This is a genomic window from Vibrio sp. 1457 (assembly GCF_033340195.1).
GTDB lineage: Bacteria > Pseudomonadota > Gammaproteobacteria > Enterobacterales > Vibrionaceae > Vibrio > Vibrio alginolyticus.
In genome coordinates this window covers 67,564-83,051 of record NZ_JAWOWA010000020.1, presented here as the reverse complement: position 1 = coordinate 83,051, position 15,488 = coordinate 67,564, and the positions used below count along the sequence as shown (strand labels likewise).

Genomic DNA, 15,488 nt, shown 5'->3' with positions numbered 1-15,488 from the left:
TGAGTAGTTTTACAGGCAAAGCCGAAACGGATGATAACCACCTACTGAAGTAGGTGGTTTAGGGCTGAAAACAAAAAGGCCCTCAATTGAGGACCTTTAGTATATCAACGTTCAAAATAGATGAGTCGCGTTCTAGAAGAACACACGGAGTTTGCGCGAGCAAATGAGTATGTTCGACACCGAAATCGACTCACTCGATGAAAAGCAGTTATGCGTAAACTGGTAGACGCTTACAAATTTCTAGCACTTTCTGTTTAGTCGCTTCGATAACTTCTTCGTTGCCGATGTTATCTAGAACGTCACACATCCAGTTTGCTAGCTCTTTTGCATCTTCTTCAGTGAAGCCACGGCGAGTGATCGCTGGCGTACCTACACGAATACCAGACGTTACGAATGGGCTGCGTGGGTCATTTGGTACTGAGTTCTTGTTTACAGTGATGTTTGCTGCACCTAGTGCCGCGTCTGCGTCTTTACCAGTGATATCTTTGTCGATTAGGTCAACAAGGAACAAGTGGTTTTCTGTACCGTTAGATACGATTTTGTAGCCACGCTCTTGGAACTGACCAACCATTGCTTTTGCGTTTTTCACTACGTGAGCTTGATAAGCTTTGAACTCTGGCTCCATCGCTTCTTTGAACGCTACTGCTTTACCAGCGATAACGTGCATTAGAGGACCACCTTGACCACCAGGGAACACTGCTGAGTTCAATTTCTTGTACATATCTTCGCCAGCATTTGACAAGATAAGACCACCGCGAGGACCTGCTAGTGTTTTGTGCGTCGTTGTTGTTACCACGTGAGCATGCGGTACTGGTGTTGGGTATTCACCGGCAGCGATAAGACCAGCTACGTGCGCCATATCAACAAATAAGTAAGCACCTGCTTTGTCAGCGATTTCACGCATGCGTTTCCAATCAACGATTTGCGAGTAAGCAGAGAAACCACCGATGATCATCTTAGGTTTGTGTTCAAGTGCTAGCTGTTCCATCTCGTCGTAGTTGATTTGACCAGCTTCATCGATACCGTAAGGGATAACGTTGTAGTGCTTACCAGAGAAGTTTACTGGTGAACCGTGAGTTAGGTGACCACCGTGCGCTAGGCTCATGCCTAAAACTGTATCGCCTGGGTTAAGAAGCGCCATGTAAACTGCGCTGTTTGCTTGAGAACCTGAGTGAGGCTGTACGTTAGCGTACTCACAACCAAATAGTTGGCATGCACGCTCAATTGCTAGTGCTTCAGCTTTATCTACGTACTCACAACCGCCGTAGTAACGCTTACCTGGGTAGCCTTCAGCGTATTTGTTCGTTAGCTGAGAACCTTGCGCTTCCATTACACGTGGGCTTGTGTAGTTTTCAGAAGCGATAAGTTCAATGTGTTCTTCCTGGCGAAGAGTTTCTTCCTGGATAGCTGCGAACAGTTCCGCATCGTAATCTGCGATGTTCATATCACGCTTAAGCATCTGTATCTCCTGACTCAGATTAGTACTGAAAGTTGCAAAAAAACTGTTGAATGACCCGACGCAAACGTTTTCGTCACCCTAATGGCGCGCATTCTACATAATTTGATTTAGGTCATAAAGAGAAATTTACAATTTTTCTCATGCAGTTTTTTCATGATGACAAGCAATGTTTATCATGCCAGCATTGCAATCGCATAACGACAATCTATTGCCTGTCAAATTTGTGCTTTACACCCTGTAAAACAGCAATTACATAGGTTTACCGTAAATTTTACCCTCTAGCTACCGAAAAGATCATCTTTTTACTACTATGCACGCCTTATTTATCACTAATGACTGCAACATTGATGGAAAAACACTCATTAAAAGAAGACTGGATAGCGATTCTCACGGGTACCTTTTTAGTAGCTCAAGGCGTTTTCTTTCTCCAATCCGCGAACCTTCTAACGGGAGGCACGACTGGATTGGCTCTGCTTGTTAGCCAATTTACACCTTTTACCTTTGGTGTGCTGTACTTTTTAGCAAACAGTCCTTTTTACTTACTAGCATGGAAACGCTTCGGCCGTCATTTCGCCATTAATAGTGCCATTTCTGGCGCGTTGGTTTCTATCTTTGCCGATCATCTTTATTTGCTAATCTCGCTCGAATCGGTAAATGAAGTTTATTGCGCCGTCGCAGGCGGGCTTTTAATGGGGCTCGGTATGCTGATCCTATTCAGACATCGCTCCAGCTTAGGTGGCTTTAACGTGCTGTGTTTGTTTATCCAAGACAAATTTGGCATTTCAGTTGGCAAAAGCCAAATGGCAATCGATGCATGTATCCTGTTTGCTTCATTCTTCTTTGTCACACCAGAAGTGATTGGCCTTTCAATTTTGGGGGCGTTTGCACTCAATGTCGTGTTAGCGATGAACCACAAACCGCACCGCTATTCCGTGACCTACGGTTCATAAATTTTTGATAATGATTGAAGCGCGATTTATAAGATTTCGCGCTCCAATCGCTATATAATACTTCGCGATTTCCAAATAGATCGGTACGGTATGCGCGACTTTCTGCAACAAGCTAAACAGACTCACAGTTGTATTGCGATTGGAGAGCTGATCTATTACCCGAAGACACAGAGCCTTCATCAAGATGCTATCGCGATTGATCTTGAACCTCGCACCGTTGAATTATTAGAACTGCTGTTAACAAGCGTTGGCCACCCACTCTCTGCTGACACCATTATTGAAACCATTTGGCAGAGCAAGTTCATCTCTAAGAATGTGCTCACGAACCGCATTAGCACCTTACGTGCACTGCTACAGCAGTACTTACCCGAATACGATGCCGCTAAGCTTTTAGTCACTTACCCCCGCAAAGGCTACTTTCTTAACCCTGCCAATATTCGTTTAGTGCCACCAGCGAAAAACCATCGGCGCGTTATCTCAACCCAGGTGGCGAGTAATAAGAACTTCAAGCTGATTTTTGCTTACAGCTTATGTGCCATACTTGCGGTATGTAGCATGACACTCGCAAGCTTGTTATGGCAACGCCAAGAAATCTCAACACAACAAACACGTCATCAACTACTGATTCCCAAAGTCGAGCTACTACTCAACCGTGTCGATTCAATCGGCTCTCAGGCGCGAAAATACCGCATACTGGTCAAAGCCATCTTGCTGCAACAACAGGTCGAATATCCATACACCGACATCGCCAACCAAGATGCTCCCAGTTACTTTCTTGATCCTATCGGTCATACGCCATATTTCCCTGGCGCACGAAACATGCAGACCAGCGACTACGAGCTCAATATCGAGTTAAAAGACGGCGCAGAGCAAGGCATCTTGAAAGCGCAGATGAACCTTATTTATCCTGCGACGGGCAAGCTGGCGTTTCGCAATGAGTACACACTGCGTTTATCTGACCTACAATCGGATATTTTCCAAATGCACTCGGATGTCGCGCAATACTTCAATCTGCCTGCACCTTCGGCAAGTACGTGGCAGCTTTCGGATATTCACAAAAAAATGTTATTCGAGAATGCCTTTTCTAGCCAACCTCTCCGACAATCTGATGAGTTTGCGGCTATAACAACGGCAAGACATCTCGCCTTATACGAGCACGAACATCAAAAGCTGGAAGCGTATTTAACTCAAGTACAATCGTCGTTTGATGTTTTGCCAGATGAGCTGAGCCTCTGGTTAGGTCTATTGCATTTCAAATTAGGTAACTTAGACAGGGCAAAAGCTCTGTTAACGACACCAGATGGCGACTCACGCATCCAAAACGCACTGATTTATACCTTTGTGTCTCACATTGCTTACAAGCAGAACAAACTTGAACAGTTCCGTCTCAACTACATGGAATCACTGGTGGCGCTGCTGCGCGTTTTACCTTCCGAAACCTTGTTTGAGCGTCTTTCTCAATCTGAATCCAAAGAGACTTGCCTCCAACCGTGGAAAACGTTGCATGTTAGTGTGACCGATCAAGAAATCATAAGCCGATGGAAAGCGCTCATTAACGAGTATTGCACTAATGTAGCCAACGAAATAAATCCAAATAAAACAAAGACCTAAATATAAAATTAAGCTTTCATTAACCCCTGTTATCTTTTGTTTTTTGCCCTTTTTCTCTCGCTGAACTTAGCATGCTCGCATTCAAGCAACGGCCCAACATGAAGCGGCCTTATCAATCAGGAATGTAAACCATGCTAAACAAAATGACGCTTATCGCAGCAGCAACTCTGGCTCTTTACGGCTGTGGCGGAGGTTCGTCTTCTGGCAGTGCGAATCCAAACAAAGTGCCTCAAGAAAGTTTCGACGTCTCGATTCACAACTCCATTTTCGCTCCTGTACCAAACACACAATTGAGCTATTCGTTTAGCTTGGATGGCCAACCAGAGGGCGACATGAAACTGAGCTTCCAAGCGATGGATAGCGAGCAAATATTGGCAGCATTGGCACAAATCCCAAACAGCGAGGCAATGGTCCAGTTGGTTAATGACTTGATGAACTACGGCGCCGAACAGTTCTACTATTCAGACGAGCAGTACAACGACGACGAAGAGAGCAATACGCTTTACTTTGCAGGATCAGATGGTGCACTCCATGAAATCACTGACGCTTATTTCATTGGTCATCAGTTTATTGCCATGCTTATGCACAGCGGTCCGATTTTCCGCCTAAACGGTGACAACGTAAAAGAGAAAAGCCCGAATATTGACATCGGTGAAGAAACTATGTCTCTGCAAACCACTCTTACAGGCTACTCAGTTCACAACCTACTAGACCGTTTTGAAGAGCATGAGTGGGTACAAAACCTTCCTATGACAGCATCTTGCCAAGTGGTTTGGCAACAGCAAATCCGAGAAACTGGCGTGCGTAAAGCGTTCTCGATCTCAGGCAAGAAAATTGAAGCGGCATACCTGATGGAAGAGAACATCTACAACCTAAACTGTGATGATATGGACTCAATGGAGTTCGCCACTTCGGCAGAACGTTGGTTTAATCCGAGCTTAGGTCTGATAGAACAAATTGAACTGCTGAAAGTACAACAAGTACAAATCAACGAAGAGAAAGTGCAGCTAACAGCGATTGAAACAAAATAAGCTTGCATTTTTTATAGATATCTCAATAAAAGAAGGCTTTGGGGAGCACACCAAAGCCTTCATCTCGAACATCAATCTTAGGGGTGATGACACCCGAGTTTATTCTTCTATCAATAAAATACGAGTTTCGTAAGGTCGTAACACTTGATGGTTTGACGCGACTGCGCTCGCTGAGTTTTGATAGTTAGATAGCAAGTTTTTCGCTTTACTCATATCAAAACGTTCTGGCAGAACGCATTCCACCTCTTCAGCATAGTAGTTATTGATACACAGCAGCGTTTGCTTATCGTTCTGACGAGCGTAAGCGAAAATACGTTTGTGCTCTGGCAGTAAATCTTCATAACGGCCATCGGTGATGACTGGAACCTGTTTACGCAGTTCAATCAGACGCTTGTAAAAGTAGAACACCGAGTTCAAATCGGCAACCGCAGCTTCAGCATTGATTTCAGAGTAATTCTGCGCCACTTCAAGCCACGGCGTTCCCTCAGTAAAGCCCGCGTGTTTTGCACTGTTCCATTGCATTGGTGTACGTGAATTATCACGCGACTTCTGTGCCAAGATCGCCATCATATCGTCATGAGATACACCATCACGGTTGACCATGATGTCGTACATGTTAGTACTTTCAACATCACGATATTGGCTGATTTCGGTATAACCCGGGTTGGTCATGCCGATCTCTTCCCCCTGGTAAACATAAGGTGTGCCTTGCATCATGTGCACTGATGCCGCAAGCATCTTGGCAGATTCAACACGGTATTGCTCGTCGTTACCTAATCGGCTCACAACGCGTGGCTGGTCGTGGTTACACCAGAACAGCGCCCCCCACCCTTTGCCATTTAAGCCCGTTTGCCAATGATTGAAGATCTGTTTTAACTGAATGAAATCAAACGGCGCTTTGGTCCATTTTTCACCATTTGGATAATCGACTTTCAGATGATGGAAGTTGAACACCATGGATAGCTCTTTGCCGTCTAGCGAAGAATATTGCTGGCAGTGCTCTAGCGTAGTGGAAGACATTTCACCCACCGTCACGCTGCCGTATTTTTGAAACACAGATTCGCTAATCTCTTGAAGGTATTCGTGCACACGTGGACCATCCGTGTAGAAACGACGACCATCACCAATATCGTCACTTGGAAAATCTTGCTGCTTGGAAATCAGGTTGATAACGTCGAGACGGAAACCATCCACTCCTTTTTCTGCCCAGAAGCTGATGACTTCTTTCACTTCTTCACGCACTACTGGGTTTTCCCAGTTTAAGTCCGCTTGCTCTTTAGCAAAAAGGTGCAAATAGTACTGGCCTGTTTTTTCATCCAGCGCCCAAGCGTTGCCACCAAACTTTGATTGCCAGTTGTTTGGTTCAGCACCATCTACCGGATCTTTCCAGATGTAGTAATCACGGTATGGGCTGTTTTTATCACCCAGTGCGGATTGGAACCACTTGTGTTCTGTCGACGTGTGGTTCACTACAATGTCCATGATGATACGAATACCCAACTGATGCGCTTCTGCTAGCAAAGTATCGAAATCTTCCATAGTGCCGAACTCAGGGTTGATCGAGTAGTAATCGGATATGTCATAACCGTTGTCGATCATTGGCGATTGGTAAACCGGCGTCAGCCAAATCGCATCCACACCAAGATGCTTAAGATAATCCAGCTTAGAAATGATCCCTTTGATGTCGCCCGTGCCTTTACTGCCACTGTCACAAAAGCTTTTTGGGTAAATTTGATAGATGGTTGCGGTTTTCCACCAGCTCTCATCATGCTTGGTCATAGCCATTTCTAACACTCACTTACCAGTAATCGGAAACTTAAAATTTGAAAAGAAAAATAGGAGGAGGCAGCCCAGTCACTGCCTCAAATAGAATTACGCGTTTGCAGGCTCAAGCTCACCTTTGGCTTGTGCACGCTTATAAAGAATTAACGTTAATGCAGCAGGTACTAGCATTGCGACTAACATAGCCAAAGCAAAAATGCCCCAGAACTGCGGTTGGATAGACAAGATGCCCGGCAAACCGCCCACACCGATACCGTTCGCCATTACGCCCGCACTACCACAAATAGCAGCAGCACACGCACTACCGATCATCGCGCTCAGCATTGGGAACTTGTATTTCAAGTTGATACCGTACATCGCCGGCTCGGTCACACCAAGGTAAGCAGAGATAGCCGCAGGCACCGAGATATCACGCTCGCCATGTTTTTTACTGATGATAATGATGCCGACGACCGCAGACGCTTGAGCAATATTTGAAAGCGCAATCAGAGGCCAAATTGGCGTGCCGCCTAGCTCTTGCATTAATTGAAGGTCAACCGCGTTGGTGGTGTGGTGAATACCAGTAATGACCAATGGCGCGTATAGGAAGCCGAAGATGGTTGAGCCAATCATTGCGAAGTCACCTGTCATGGCTGCTTTTGCTGCGAAAGCAACGCCGTCACCCAACATACGGCCGAATGGACCAATAATAGAGTGCGCAAGAATCACAGACACGATGATAGAGACAAACGGCACAACCACTAGGTAAAGGTAAGACGGAATGATGCGTTTTAAGTTGGTTTCAATAAACGCCAGTGCCATACCAGCGAGCATTGCCGGAATCACTTGCGCTTGGTAGCCCACTTTCTCGATGGCGAATAAGCCAAAGTCCCACACTTCGGGTACTTGCTTACCAATCAGGTAGGCGTTCATCAACTGCGGAGAAACCAATGTCACACCAAGCGTGATACCCAGAATCGGAGTACCGCCGAGCTTTTTCACTGTCGACCAACACACGCCAACTGGTAGGAAGAAGAAGATCGCCTCACCAATCAGCCATAAGAAAGAGTGTACCGTTGCCCAAAACTGGCTGATTTCCGTTAGCGTTTGACCATCAAACATCTTGATGTCGCCAATCACGTTACGGAAACCAAGGATCAGACCACCGGTGATGATCGCTGGTAGCAGTGGTACAAAGATTTCTGCAAGGTGGGAAATACCACGCTCAACGATATTCATGTTTTGACGAGCAGCGTTCTTCGCTTCGTCTTTGCTGGCTTCACTTTTACCCGTCAGTCCGATCAGTACCTTGTAAACTTCATCCACTTCAGTACCGATAACCACTTGGAACTGGCCTGCGTTGGTAAAACAGCCCTTCACCATCGGTAATGCTTCTAACTGTTTCGTATCTGCTTTGTCCGTATCATTTAGAACAAAACGCAAGCGAGTTAAACAGTGACTTACACTGGCAATATTGTCCGGCCCCCCGACCAGCTCAATAAGACGCTCCACGTCTTTACGCGCAATCTTACTCATAACTTTGTCCACCCTGTATTGGATACATTCGATTCATCATTTTGTTTTTATAAATGGGAACATTCCCATTTCTTGATTTTAATATTGCCATCCGAAGGCAAAAAACAAAATGGGAACAGTCCCATTAATTGAGAGTGATCACAGTATAATTTTAGAGCAGATCGTTTTAGTGTGGGTCAATAAACGATAGGCTGTTGAGTAAAGTGAACCACTTCCTCATCGCCATTTAATTGATTGATCAGCATGTTAGCGGACTTCTCACCTGCAAGGGTATAACCTGGGTCGACACTAAATACTTTAGGGAAAAGGAAAGAGAGCAATTCATTACCACCAACACCTGTCACAACCACGTCTTCACGTCCTAACTCTTGAAGACGCTTAATCACGCCCAACGCGATAGTGTCACTGGCGCACACGATGGCCTGAGTATCAGATTGAAGGACTTTGTCTACCAACTGATAAGCACTTTCATGGCTCAACTTACCCGTTTGGAAACAAGGTGTAATTTGCTTGCGTTGACACCAAGCTTTATAAGCATTTAGACGAGCTAAGCCAGTGGTTTTGTCTTCAGGATCAACACCAATATAAGCAATGCGAGATAAAGATTGCTGCTCAAGGTGAGACAAAGCCATGTCTATCACACCTTGGTTATCGTAGTTGATCGAGGAAACCATTTGCGTGTCCATCGCGATCACGACGATACGATTCCCCCACTCCGCCAATGCTCGCTCATCACATCCAGTAAAGCCAAACACGATCACCCCATCGACGTTGCGACGTTTAAGCACATCCAAATGTTCATTGGTTTTATCGCGATCGAATTGGCTCTCCATGATCACCGCATCATAACCAGCGGAATACAAAGCATTGAGCATGGTACCAACGGCGCGATTTTCTGATGGTGAATCCAAACGGGAGATGATAACCCCAATGACTTTTTGGCTGCCACCACGCATCGACTGCGCCGACTTTGATGGGACGTAGCCTGATTCACGAATGATTTGCTCTACCTTCTCTCGCGTTTGGGGTTTCACTTTTGGATCGTTAGTAAGCACACGGCTTACTGTCGATTTGCCCACGCCTGCCAATTTTGCGATATCAAGAATGGTGAGTTTTTTGCTCATAAGTGTTCAGATTAAAAGAAGGAATCAAACAAAAGGGAAGCAGTGGCTTCCCTTATCTCAGTCAGTAATGAATATTACTTGTTTAAGTACGCAGGCACATCTGCAATGCTATCCAATACTACCGTTGCAATGGCTTCGCCCTGTTCCGTTACTGGCTTACCAGTGCGAACCAAAATCTTAGTGCCAACGCCTGCCGCTTCTGCTGCCATCATGTCTTCAGCTTTATCGCCGATCATCACAGATTTCTCCATGTCGATCTTCAAGAAGTCACGCGCAGAAATGAACATACCTGGTTTTGGCTTACGGCACTCACAATCTTGCTTGTACTCGCCAATGCCATGTTCTGGATGATGTGGACAGTAATAGATACCATCGAACTCAACACCATTATCAGCAAAGTTCCAATCCATCCATTGAGTCAGAGACAAGAAACGGTCTTCACTGAATTTACCGCGTGCGATGCCCGATTGATTCGTCACTAACACTAGAAGGTAGCCTTTATCTTTTAGCGCTTTCGTCGCTTCAAATACACCATCAATGTACTCAAAATCATGTTCGTCATGAACGTAGCCGTGGTCAACGTTTATCACGCCATCACGATCGATAAAAACAGCAGGTTTTGCCAAAACGTATTTCTCTATTAACTCGGTTTAATCAGATTATTACATACCTTATAAACTTCAACACTATCTAATTCATTCTAGGCCTCGACAAAACGGTTGATTTGTTGGGCAAGAATCGGTAAATCTGAGGGTGCCCCGCCGTCTACCTCCTGCTTGTTATCTATACATCTTCGTTTCAAAACAGAACATCCATACATTTAGACGTCTAGACGTAAAAATATCTATTGACTTCATTCTGCTTAACCCATAGCATCAACTGAAAATTGAGATAAAGCTCAACATTAAGTTCTGTCAAAGGCCGTTTTTGACAGCGAAGTTCCCCGTATCTTTGGGCAGGTTGAAACATGATAGAAATAAAAAACGTCAATAAAGTGTTCTACCAAGGCAGTAAGGAAATCCTTGCCCTGAAAGACATTAACCTACACATCGACAAAGGCACCATCTTTGGTGTTATCGGTTCATCAGGTGCTGGTAAAAGTACGCTGATTCGCTGCGTAAACATGTTAGAAGCGCCGACCTCTGGTTCCATCATCGTTGATGGTGTGGATCTAACCAAACTCAGCAAAAAACAACTAGTCGAAACACGCCGTAACATTGGCATGATCTTCCAGCACTTTAACCTGCTTTCGTCTCGTACTGTGTTTGATAATGTAGCACTGCCACTAGAACTGGCAGGTAAAGACAAATCGCAAATCACAACAAAAGTAACTGAGTTGCTAAAGCTTGTAGGCTTAGCCGACAAACACGAGAGCTACCCATCTAACTTAAGTGGCGGCCAAAAACAGCGTGTGGCAATTGCTCGTGCATTGGCATCCGATCCTAGCGTGCTGCTTTGTGATGAGGCCACTAGTGCGCTAGACCCGGCAACAACTCAATCTATCCTTGAGTTATTGAAAGAGATCAACCGCAAACTCAACATCACGATTTTACTTATCACTCACGAAATGGAAGTCGTAAAAAGTATCTGTCACGAAGTAGCAATCATCGGTGGTGGTGAGCTGGTGGAAAAAGGCACCGTTGGCGATATTTTTGCGCACCCTAAGACAGAGCTGGCACACCAATTCATTCGCTCAACGCTGGATCTTTCCATTCCTGAAGATTACCAAGCTCGTCTGCAAGCAGAGCGTGTTGATGGCAGCTACCCGTTGGTTCGCTTAGAGTTTACTGGCGCAACCGTCGATGCACCGTTAATGTCGCAAATTTCTCGTAAATACAATATTGATGTGAGTATTTTGAGTTCCGACCTTGATTACGCTGGTGGCGTGAAATTCGGCATGATGGTCGCAGAGCTATTTGGTAACGAAGAAGATGACAACGCAGCTCTTGAATACCTGCGTAAGCACAACGTAAAAGTAGAGGTACTTGGTTATGTCCTTTAATACGATTTCTGAATGGCTGAGCTTAAACAGCAAACTACTTTTAGGTGCAACGTGGGAAACGCTTTACATGGTTGCGGTTGCCGGATTAGTCGGCTTTGCTGTGGGTATTCCATTAGGCGTAATCCTCCATATTACTAAGAAAGGCGGCCTACTTGAAAACACCAAACTAAATAGCGGCTTAGGCGCTATCGTTAACATTGGTCGTTCTGTGCCATTCCTCGTACTGATGGTTGCGATTATTCCAGTGACAAAAATGCTAGTTGGAACCTTTATCGGTACAACCGCAGCAATCGTCCCACTGACTATTGGCGCCATTCCTTTTGTCGCTCGTCTTATTGAAGGTGCTTTATTAGAAGTACCGACAGGCTTGGTGGAAGCAGCGCAGTCAATGGGGGCGACACCAACACAGATCATCACAAAAGTTCTACTACCTGAAGCAATGCCGACTATTGTTAACTCAGTAACGATTACCTTGGTCACTCTCGTTAGCTACTCAGCTATGGCGGGTACGGTAGGCGGCGGCGGCCTAGGTGACGTAGCCATTCGTTACGGTTTCCACCGCTACGATGTAACTATCATGGCCGTGACTGTCGTGATGTTGATTGTTCTAGTACAGATTATTCAGTCTATCGGTGACGCAGTGGTGCGCCGTGTAGACCACAGATAAGTATCAAAAATACAAATTATAAGGAGATAAAGATGAAATTTAGCCTTAAAGGTCTTTTGACTGTAGCAACGGCTGCCTCTGCTCTTGCTCTAGCGGGTTGCGGCGACAAAGAAGTAGACGTAAACAAAGTAAAAGTTGGCGTTATTGCTGGTGCTGAAGCACAAGTAGCCGAAGTTGCCGCTAAAGTAGCAAAAGAGAAATACAACCTAGACGTTGAGCTAGTAACATTTACCGATTACGTAACACCAAACGCCGCTCTGGATGATGGTTCAGTAGACGCGAATGCGTTCCAACACAAACCATACCTAGATCAACAAGTGAAAGACCGCGGCTACAAACTGGCTATCGCGGGTAACTCATTCGTTTACCCTATTGCTGGTTACTCAAAGCAAGTAAAATCAATTGATGAAATTCAAGATGGCGCACGCATCGCAGTACCAAACGACCCAACTAACCTAGGTCGCTCACTACTGCTTCTTGAGCAACAAGGTTTGATTACGCTACGTGATGGCGTTGGTCTACTCGCTACAGTACGTGACATCGTAGGCAACCCTAAAAATATCGAAATCATTGAACTAGAAGCCCCACAGCTTCCGCGTTCATTGGATGACGTAACGCTATCTATCATCAACACCACTTACGCAAGCTCTATCGACCTATCGCCAGAGCGTGACGGCGTGTTCGTTGAAGATAAAGACTCACCATACGTAAACCTAATTGTCGCTCGCGAAGAAAATGTTAATGCGCAAAACGTACAAAACTTCGTAAAAGCTTACCAAACGGAAGAAGTTTACGAAGCGGCAAAAGAGCTGTTCAAAGGCGGTGTTGTGAAAGGTTGGTAATCCCACTTTTCAAAACATGACTGAAAACAACGTTCTAAACATAAACGTTCTAAACACAAAAGGGCTGATGTGAAAACATCAGCCCTTTCTATTTGTCTATCTACCCATTTAAGTAGCTTCAATTCGCTACTTAAGATGGTCCCAAGAGATATTCGACACGATTCGGCAGTCATCACACTTAAAATGAAATATGTCATGTAGTGGCTCATCGAGTAGCCACTCGCCATCGCATTTTGGACACTTGCGCGCTTTCTCGCTCTCCAGCGACTGACCACCGACACGATACTGGTAATAGTACGTAGGGATCTTCGTGATGTATTCGATACGGCCACGTAAGTCCCAACCTCGGCGAAACAGCACACTATCCACATCGCAAATTTCGTGCAGCGCCGCATGTTCCGCTCGGCAACCCCCTGCCATTTGGATTTCATCACACGCTTGCCACTCAGTCTGCCACTTAATGACGGCTTTATGGTCTCCATTAAGTGTTGGCTCATTACGATACAAAGGAATTGGCAACAGGGTTTCACCACTTCGCAAAGGCGAACACGTATGAACATAAGTCGTGTACAACACTTGCCAGCTAGGTGTCTCTTCTTCGGCTGCTTGTTCTGAATTCAAATCACGCCCCAGCATGCGCATTTTCGGTGCAAGCAAAGACGCATCCGACAAACGGTTCATGCACACTTTGACGAAATCTGAGTGATAACGTGGATGCAAGCTGTCTTGTTCTGGGCAAACAACACGAACGAAAAATTCACCTTCTCCCATCACTATTGGGAATTCACGACCTAATACTTGGCCGTTGTAACGCAGAGCATCCATCAAGCCATTAATGGCTTTGTCTACCGCGCTGACGGTGGTGTTATCAAAACACTCAAACTGCAACTCAACAACATACATACTTAGACGGCAGCCTCTAACTTATTCAAGAACTCAACCAATGAATCTGCCAATACATCACGTTTAGAGGTGCCCAAACGCTCTAGAATCACATTGCCAGTGAGGTTACAAATAGAAATCACATCCATTTCCTCATCTGTCGCTGCTATAAATACTGTTGGTTTAAGTTTCAAGCGGCGCTGCGTCACCAAATGACCAAGAATATTTTCTTGTAGACGCACGAAATCGTCATCGCTCCACACTTGCAGCAGCGTCAACGAATTACCTTGCCAAGTTGCCTCCATATCAGCGCAGTATTGAGAACCATAAAAGGCTTTAACATCATCTTGCAGTGACAACTCAATCGCATTTTCCACATTGGTGAAATCGGCCATTTCATCACGTGCGACCGCTTTCCAAAGCACCTTTCCATCACGCTTCTCTTCGACACAAGGAGAAACAAGCTCTGCAAGCTCTTCACTGCTTGGCAACTCATTGTGCTTAGCTTGCCAAGCTTGTTGGTAGCGCAGGCTGAACTCTTGTAGCGCCTGAGTAACGTTTTGGGTCATGAAGGTCTCCTCATTCCTTATTTATCAGATAGCCGTACTTGCCGGATGGCAATTGACCAGCGGATTCAGTAAAATTCTCGCCATTCTAATCGAAAACGACCACAAAGTATGAGCAAATATTCTGACGCTAAAGAGCTTGCTGGCTTAACACTAGGTAAAACGACCGAGTATGCGAACCAGTATGACCCAAGCTTGCTGCAACCAGTCCCTCGCAGCCTGAACCGAGATGACCTCCAGTTAGGCGATACTCTGCCTTTCATGGGGCACGACATTTGGACGCTGTACGAACTGTCTTGGTTAAATAGTAAAGGTTTACCACAAGTGGCCGTTGGCGAAGTATACATTCCAGCCACCAGCGCAAACTTGATTGAATCGAAGTCTTTCAAACTGTACTTAAACAGCTATAACCAAACCCGCTTTGCAAGCTGGGAAGAAGTGACTGAGCGTTTAACACAAGACCTTTCTGAATGCGCAGGTGAAAAGGTGCTGGTTGAGGTGAATCCAGTGACCCACTATACCAATCAACCTATCGTGACAATGGACGGTGAATGTGTAGATGACCAAGACATTGACATCACCAGTTACGATTTTGATGCCGATTTGCTTGAAGGTGCGGCAGGTGAAATACAAGTTGAAGAGGTGCTACATAGCCACCTATTGAAATCAAACTGTTTGATCACTAACCAACCCGACTGGGGCAGTGTAGAAATTCGCTACCAAGGCGCAAAAATAGATCGTGAGAAGCTGTTACGTTACTTAGTGTCTTTCCGCGAGCACAATGAGTTCCACGAACAGTGTGTAGAGCGTATTTTTACGGATCTAATGAAATATTGCCAACCAAGCAAACTGACCGTATTTGCCCGCTATACGCGCCGTGGAGGCTTGGATATCAACCCTTACCGCTCAACGGAACAAGATAAGCCAGCTCACAATCACCGTATGGCTCGTCAGTAAGCGCATAGGCAACAGAAATAAGTTCGGCAATCTAAAGGGTTGCCGGACGTTTTTATTGTCCAGGCATGTTACTATATCAAATGGCTTCAACCCGCATTTA

14 protein-coding genes are annotated in these 15,488 nt (G+C 45.4%); 7 read left to right on the top strand and 7 right to left on the bottom strand.

Annotation, left to right across the window (positions count from 1 at the left end):
• Positions 1-208: 208 nt before the first annotated feature.
• Positions 209-1,459 (bottom strand): serine hydroxymethyltransferase, encoded by a 1,251-nt coding sequence (gene glyA / locus R7Z41_RS18380; RefSeq protein WP_225478066.1) that lies wholly within the window; start codon positions 1,457-1,459, stop codon positions 209-211.
• A 347-nt stretch (positions 1,460-1,806) separates the two neighbouring features.
• Here glyA and R7Z41_RS18375 point away from each other — a divergent pair, with 347 nt between their 5' ends.
• The 3 genes from R7Z41_RS18375 (at position 1,807) to R7Z41_RS18365 (ending at position 5,051) form a co-directional block, all read left to right on the top strand.
• Positions 1,807-2,409, top strand: coding sequence for a YitT family protein (locus R7Z41_RS18375; RefSeq protein ID WP_054579054.1), 603 nt, complete (start codon positions 1,807-1,809; stop codon positions 2,407-2,409).
• 90 nt (positions 2,410-2,499) lie between these two features.
• Entirely contained in the window at positions 2,500-4,020 is a 1,521-nt protein-coding gene (locus tag R7Z41_RS18370) for a transcriptional regulator (RefSeq protein WP_225478065.1), read from the top strand.
• 131 nt (positions 4,021-4,151) lie between these two features.
• Positions 4,152-5,051, top strand: coding sequence for a hypothetical protein (locus R7Z41_RS18365; protein ID WP_005383600.1), 900 nt, complete (start codon positions 4,152-4,154; stop codon positions 5,049-5,051).
• A 99-nt stretch (positions 5,052-5,150) separates the two neighbouring features.
• Here R7Z41_RS18365 and treC read toward each other — a convergent pair whose 3' ends face one another.
• The 4 genes from treC to gmhB all read right to left on the bottom strand — a co-directional run bounded on the left by treC (position 5,151) and on the right by gmhB (position 10,098).
• Complete coding sequence (gene treC, locus R7Z41_RS18360; RefSeq protein WP_213894129.1) at positions 5,151-6,836, bottom strand: alpha,alpha-phosphotrehalase; 1,686 nt, start codon at positions 6,834-6,836, stop codon at positions 5,151-5,153.
• Positions 6,837-6,923: 87 nt separating this feature from the next.
• Positions 6,924-8,348, bottom strand: coding sequence for a PTS trehalose transporter subunit IIBC (gene treB, locus R7Z41_RS18355; protein WP_005381959.1), 1,425 nt, complete (start codon positions 8,346-8,348; stop codon positions 6,924-6,926).
• A 176-nt stretch (positions 8,349-8,524) separates the two neighbouring features.
• Complete coding sequence (gene treR / locus R7Z41_RS18350) at positions 8,525-9,472, bottom strand: trehalose operon repressor TreR (RefSeq protein WP_033905853.1); 948 nt, start codon at positions 9,470-9,472, stop codon at positions 8,525-8,527.
• A 74-nt stretch (positions 9,473-9,546) separates the two neighbouring features.
• Positions 9,547-10,098 carry a D-glycero-beta-D-manno-heptose 1,7-bisphosphate 7-phosphatase gene (gmhB, locus tag R7Z41_RS18345; protein WP_005381961.1) on the bottom strand — a complete coding sequence of 184 codons (552 nt, stop codon included), beginning with the start codon at positions 10,096-10,098 and terminating at the stop codon, positions 9,547-9,549.
• A 341-nt stretch (positions 10,099-10,439) separates the two neighbouring features.
• Between gmhB and metN the strand changes: the two genes are divergently transcribed.
• Genes metN through R7Z41_RS18330 form a run of 3 tightly spaced genes read left to right on the top strand, consistent with a single transcriptional unit; the run spans position 10,440 to position 12,983 of the window.
• Positions 10,440-11,474 (top strand): methionine ABC transporter ATP-binding protein MetN, encoded by a 1,035-nt coding sequence (gene metN, locus R7Z41_RS18340; protein WP_005381962.1) that lies wholly within the window; start codon positions 10,440-10,442, stop codon positions 11,472-11,474.
• Positions 11,464-12,141 carry a methionine ABC transporter permease gene (locus tag R7Z41_RS18335; RefSeq protein WP_005383604.1) on the top strand — a complete coding sequence of 226 codons (678 nt, stop codon included), beginning with the start codon at positions 11,464-11,466 and terminating at the stop codon, positions 12,139-12,141. The genes metN and R7Z41_RS18335 overlap by 11 nt, the downstream gene beginning before the upstream one ends.
• Before the next feature lie 32 nt (positions 12,142-12,173).
• Entirely contained in the window at positions 12,174-12,983 is an 810-nt protein-coding gene (locus R7Z41_RS18330) for a MetQ/NlpA family lipoprotein (protein ID WP_005381966.1), read from the top strand.
• 126 nt (positions 12,984-13,109) lie between these two features.
• Here the strand turns inward: R7Z41_RS18330 and R7Z41_RS18325 are convergent, their stop codons facing one another.
• Positions 13,110-13,886 carry a Zn-ribbon-containing protein gene (locus tag R7Z41_RS18325; RefSeq protein WP_005383605.1) on the bottom strand — a complete coding sequence of 259 codons (777 nt, stop codon included), beginning with the start codon at positions 13,884-13,886 and terminating at the stop codon, positions 13,110-13,112.
• Positions 13,887-13,888: 2 nt separating this feature from the next.
• Positions 13,889-14,434 carry a SecY-interacting protein gene (syd, locus tag R7Z41_RS18320; protein WP_005381970.1) on the bottom strand — a complete coding sequence of 182 codons (546 nt, stop codon included), beginning with the start codon at positions 14,432-14,434 and terminating at the stop codon, positions 13,889-13,891.
• Positions 14,435-14,542: 108 nt separating this feature from the next.
• On the opposite strand from syd, the gene queF reads away from it, so the two are divergent.
• Positions 14,543-15,388 carry an NADPH-dependent 7-cyano-7-deazaguanine reductase QueF gene (gene queF / locus R7Z41_RS18315; RefSeq protein WP_149192382.1) on the top strand — a complete coding sequence of 282 codons (846 nt, stop codon included), beginning with the start codon at positions 14,543-14,545 and terminating at the stop codon, positions 15,386-15,388.
• Positions 15,389-15,488: the final 100 nt, after the last annotated feature.

Bases quoted from the DNA above. Each gene is read 5' to 3' on its own strand.
- R7Z41_RS18325 (WP_005383605.1), bottom strand. From the start codon at position 13,886: ATGTATGTTGTTGAGTTGCAGTTTGAGTGTTTTGATAACACCACCGTC.
- treR (WP_033905853.1), bottom strand. From the start codon at position 9,472: ATGAGCAAAAAACTCACCATTCTTGATATCGCAAAATTGGCAGGCGTG.
- R7Z41_RS18370 (WP_225478065.1), top strand. From the start codon at position 2,500: ATGCGCGACTTTCTGCAACAAGCTAAACAGACTCACAGTTGTATTGCG.
- R7Z41_RS18335 (WP_005383604.1), top strand. From the start codon at position 11,464: ATGTCCTTTAATACGATTTCTGAATGGCTGAGCTTAAACAGCAAACTA.
- R7Z41_RS18365 (WP_005383600.1), top strand. From the start codon at position 4,152: ATGCTAAACAAAATGACGCTTATCGCAGCAGCAACTCTGGCTCTTTAC.
- glyA (WP_225478066.1), bottom strand. From the start codon at position 1,459: ATGCTTAAGCGTGATATGAACATCGCAGATTACGATGCGGAACTGTTC.
- treB (WP_005381959.1), bottom strand. From the start codon at position 8,348: ATGAGTAAGATTGCGCGTAAAGACGTGGAGCGTCTTATTGAGCTGGTC.
- R7Z41_RS18330 (WP_005381966.1), top strand. From the start codon at position 12,174: ATGAAATTTAGCCTTAAAGGTCTTTTGACTGTAGCAACGGCTGCCTCT.
- R7Z41_RS18375 (WP_054579054.1), top strand. From the start codon at position 1,807: ATGGAAAAACACTCATTAAAAGAAGACTGGATAGCGATTCTCACGGGT.
- metN (WP_005381962.1), top strand. From the start codon at position 10,440: ATGATAGAAATAAAAAACGTCAATAAAGTGTTCTACCAAGGCAGTAAG.
- treC (WP_213894129.1), bottom strand. From the start codon at position 6,836: ATGGCTATGACCAAGCATGATGAGAGCTGGTGGAAAACCGCAACCATC.
- queF (WP_149192382.1), top strand. From the start codon at position 14,543: ATGAGCAAATATTCTGACGCTAAAGAGCTTGCTGGCTTAACACTAGGT.
- syd (WP_005381970.1), bottom strand. From the start codon at position 14,434: ATGACCCAAAACGTTACTCAGGCGCTACAAGAGTTCAGCCTGCGCTAC.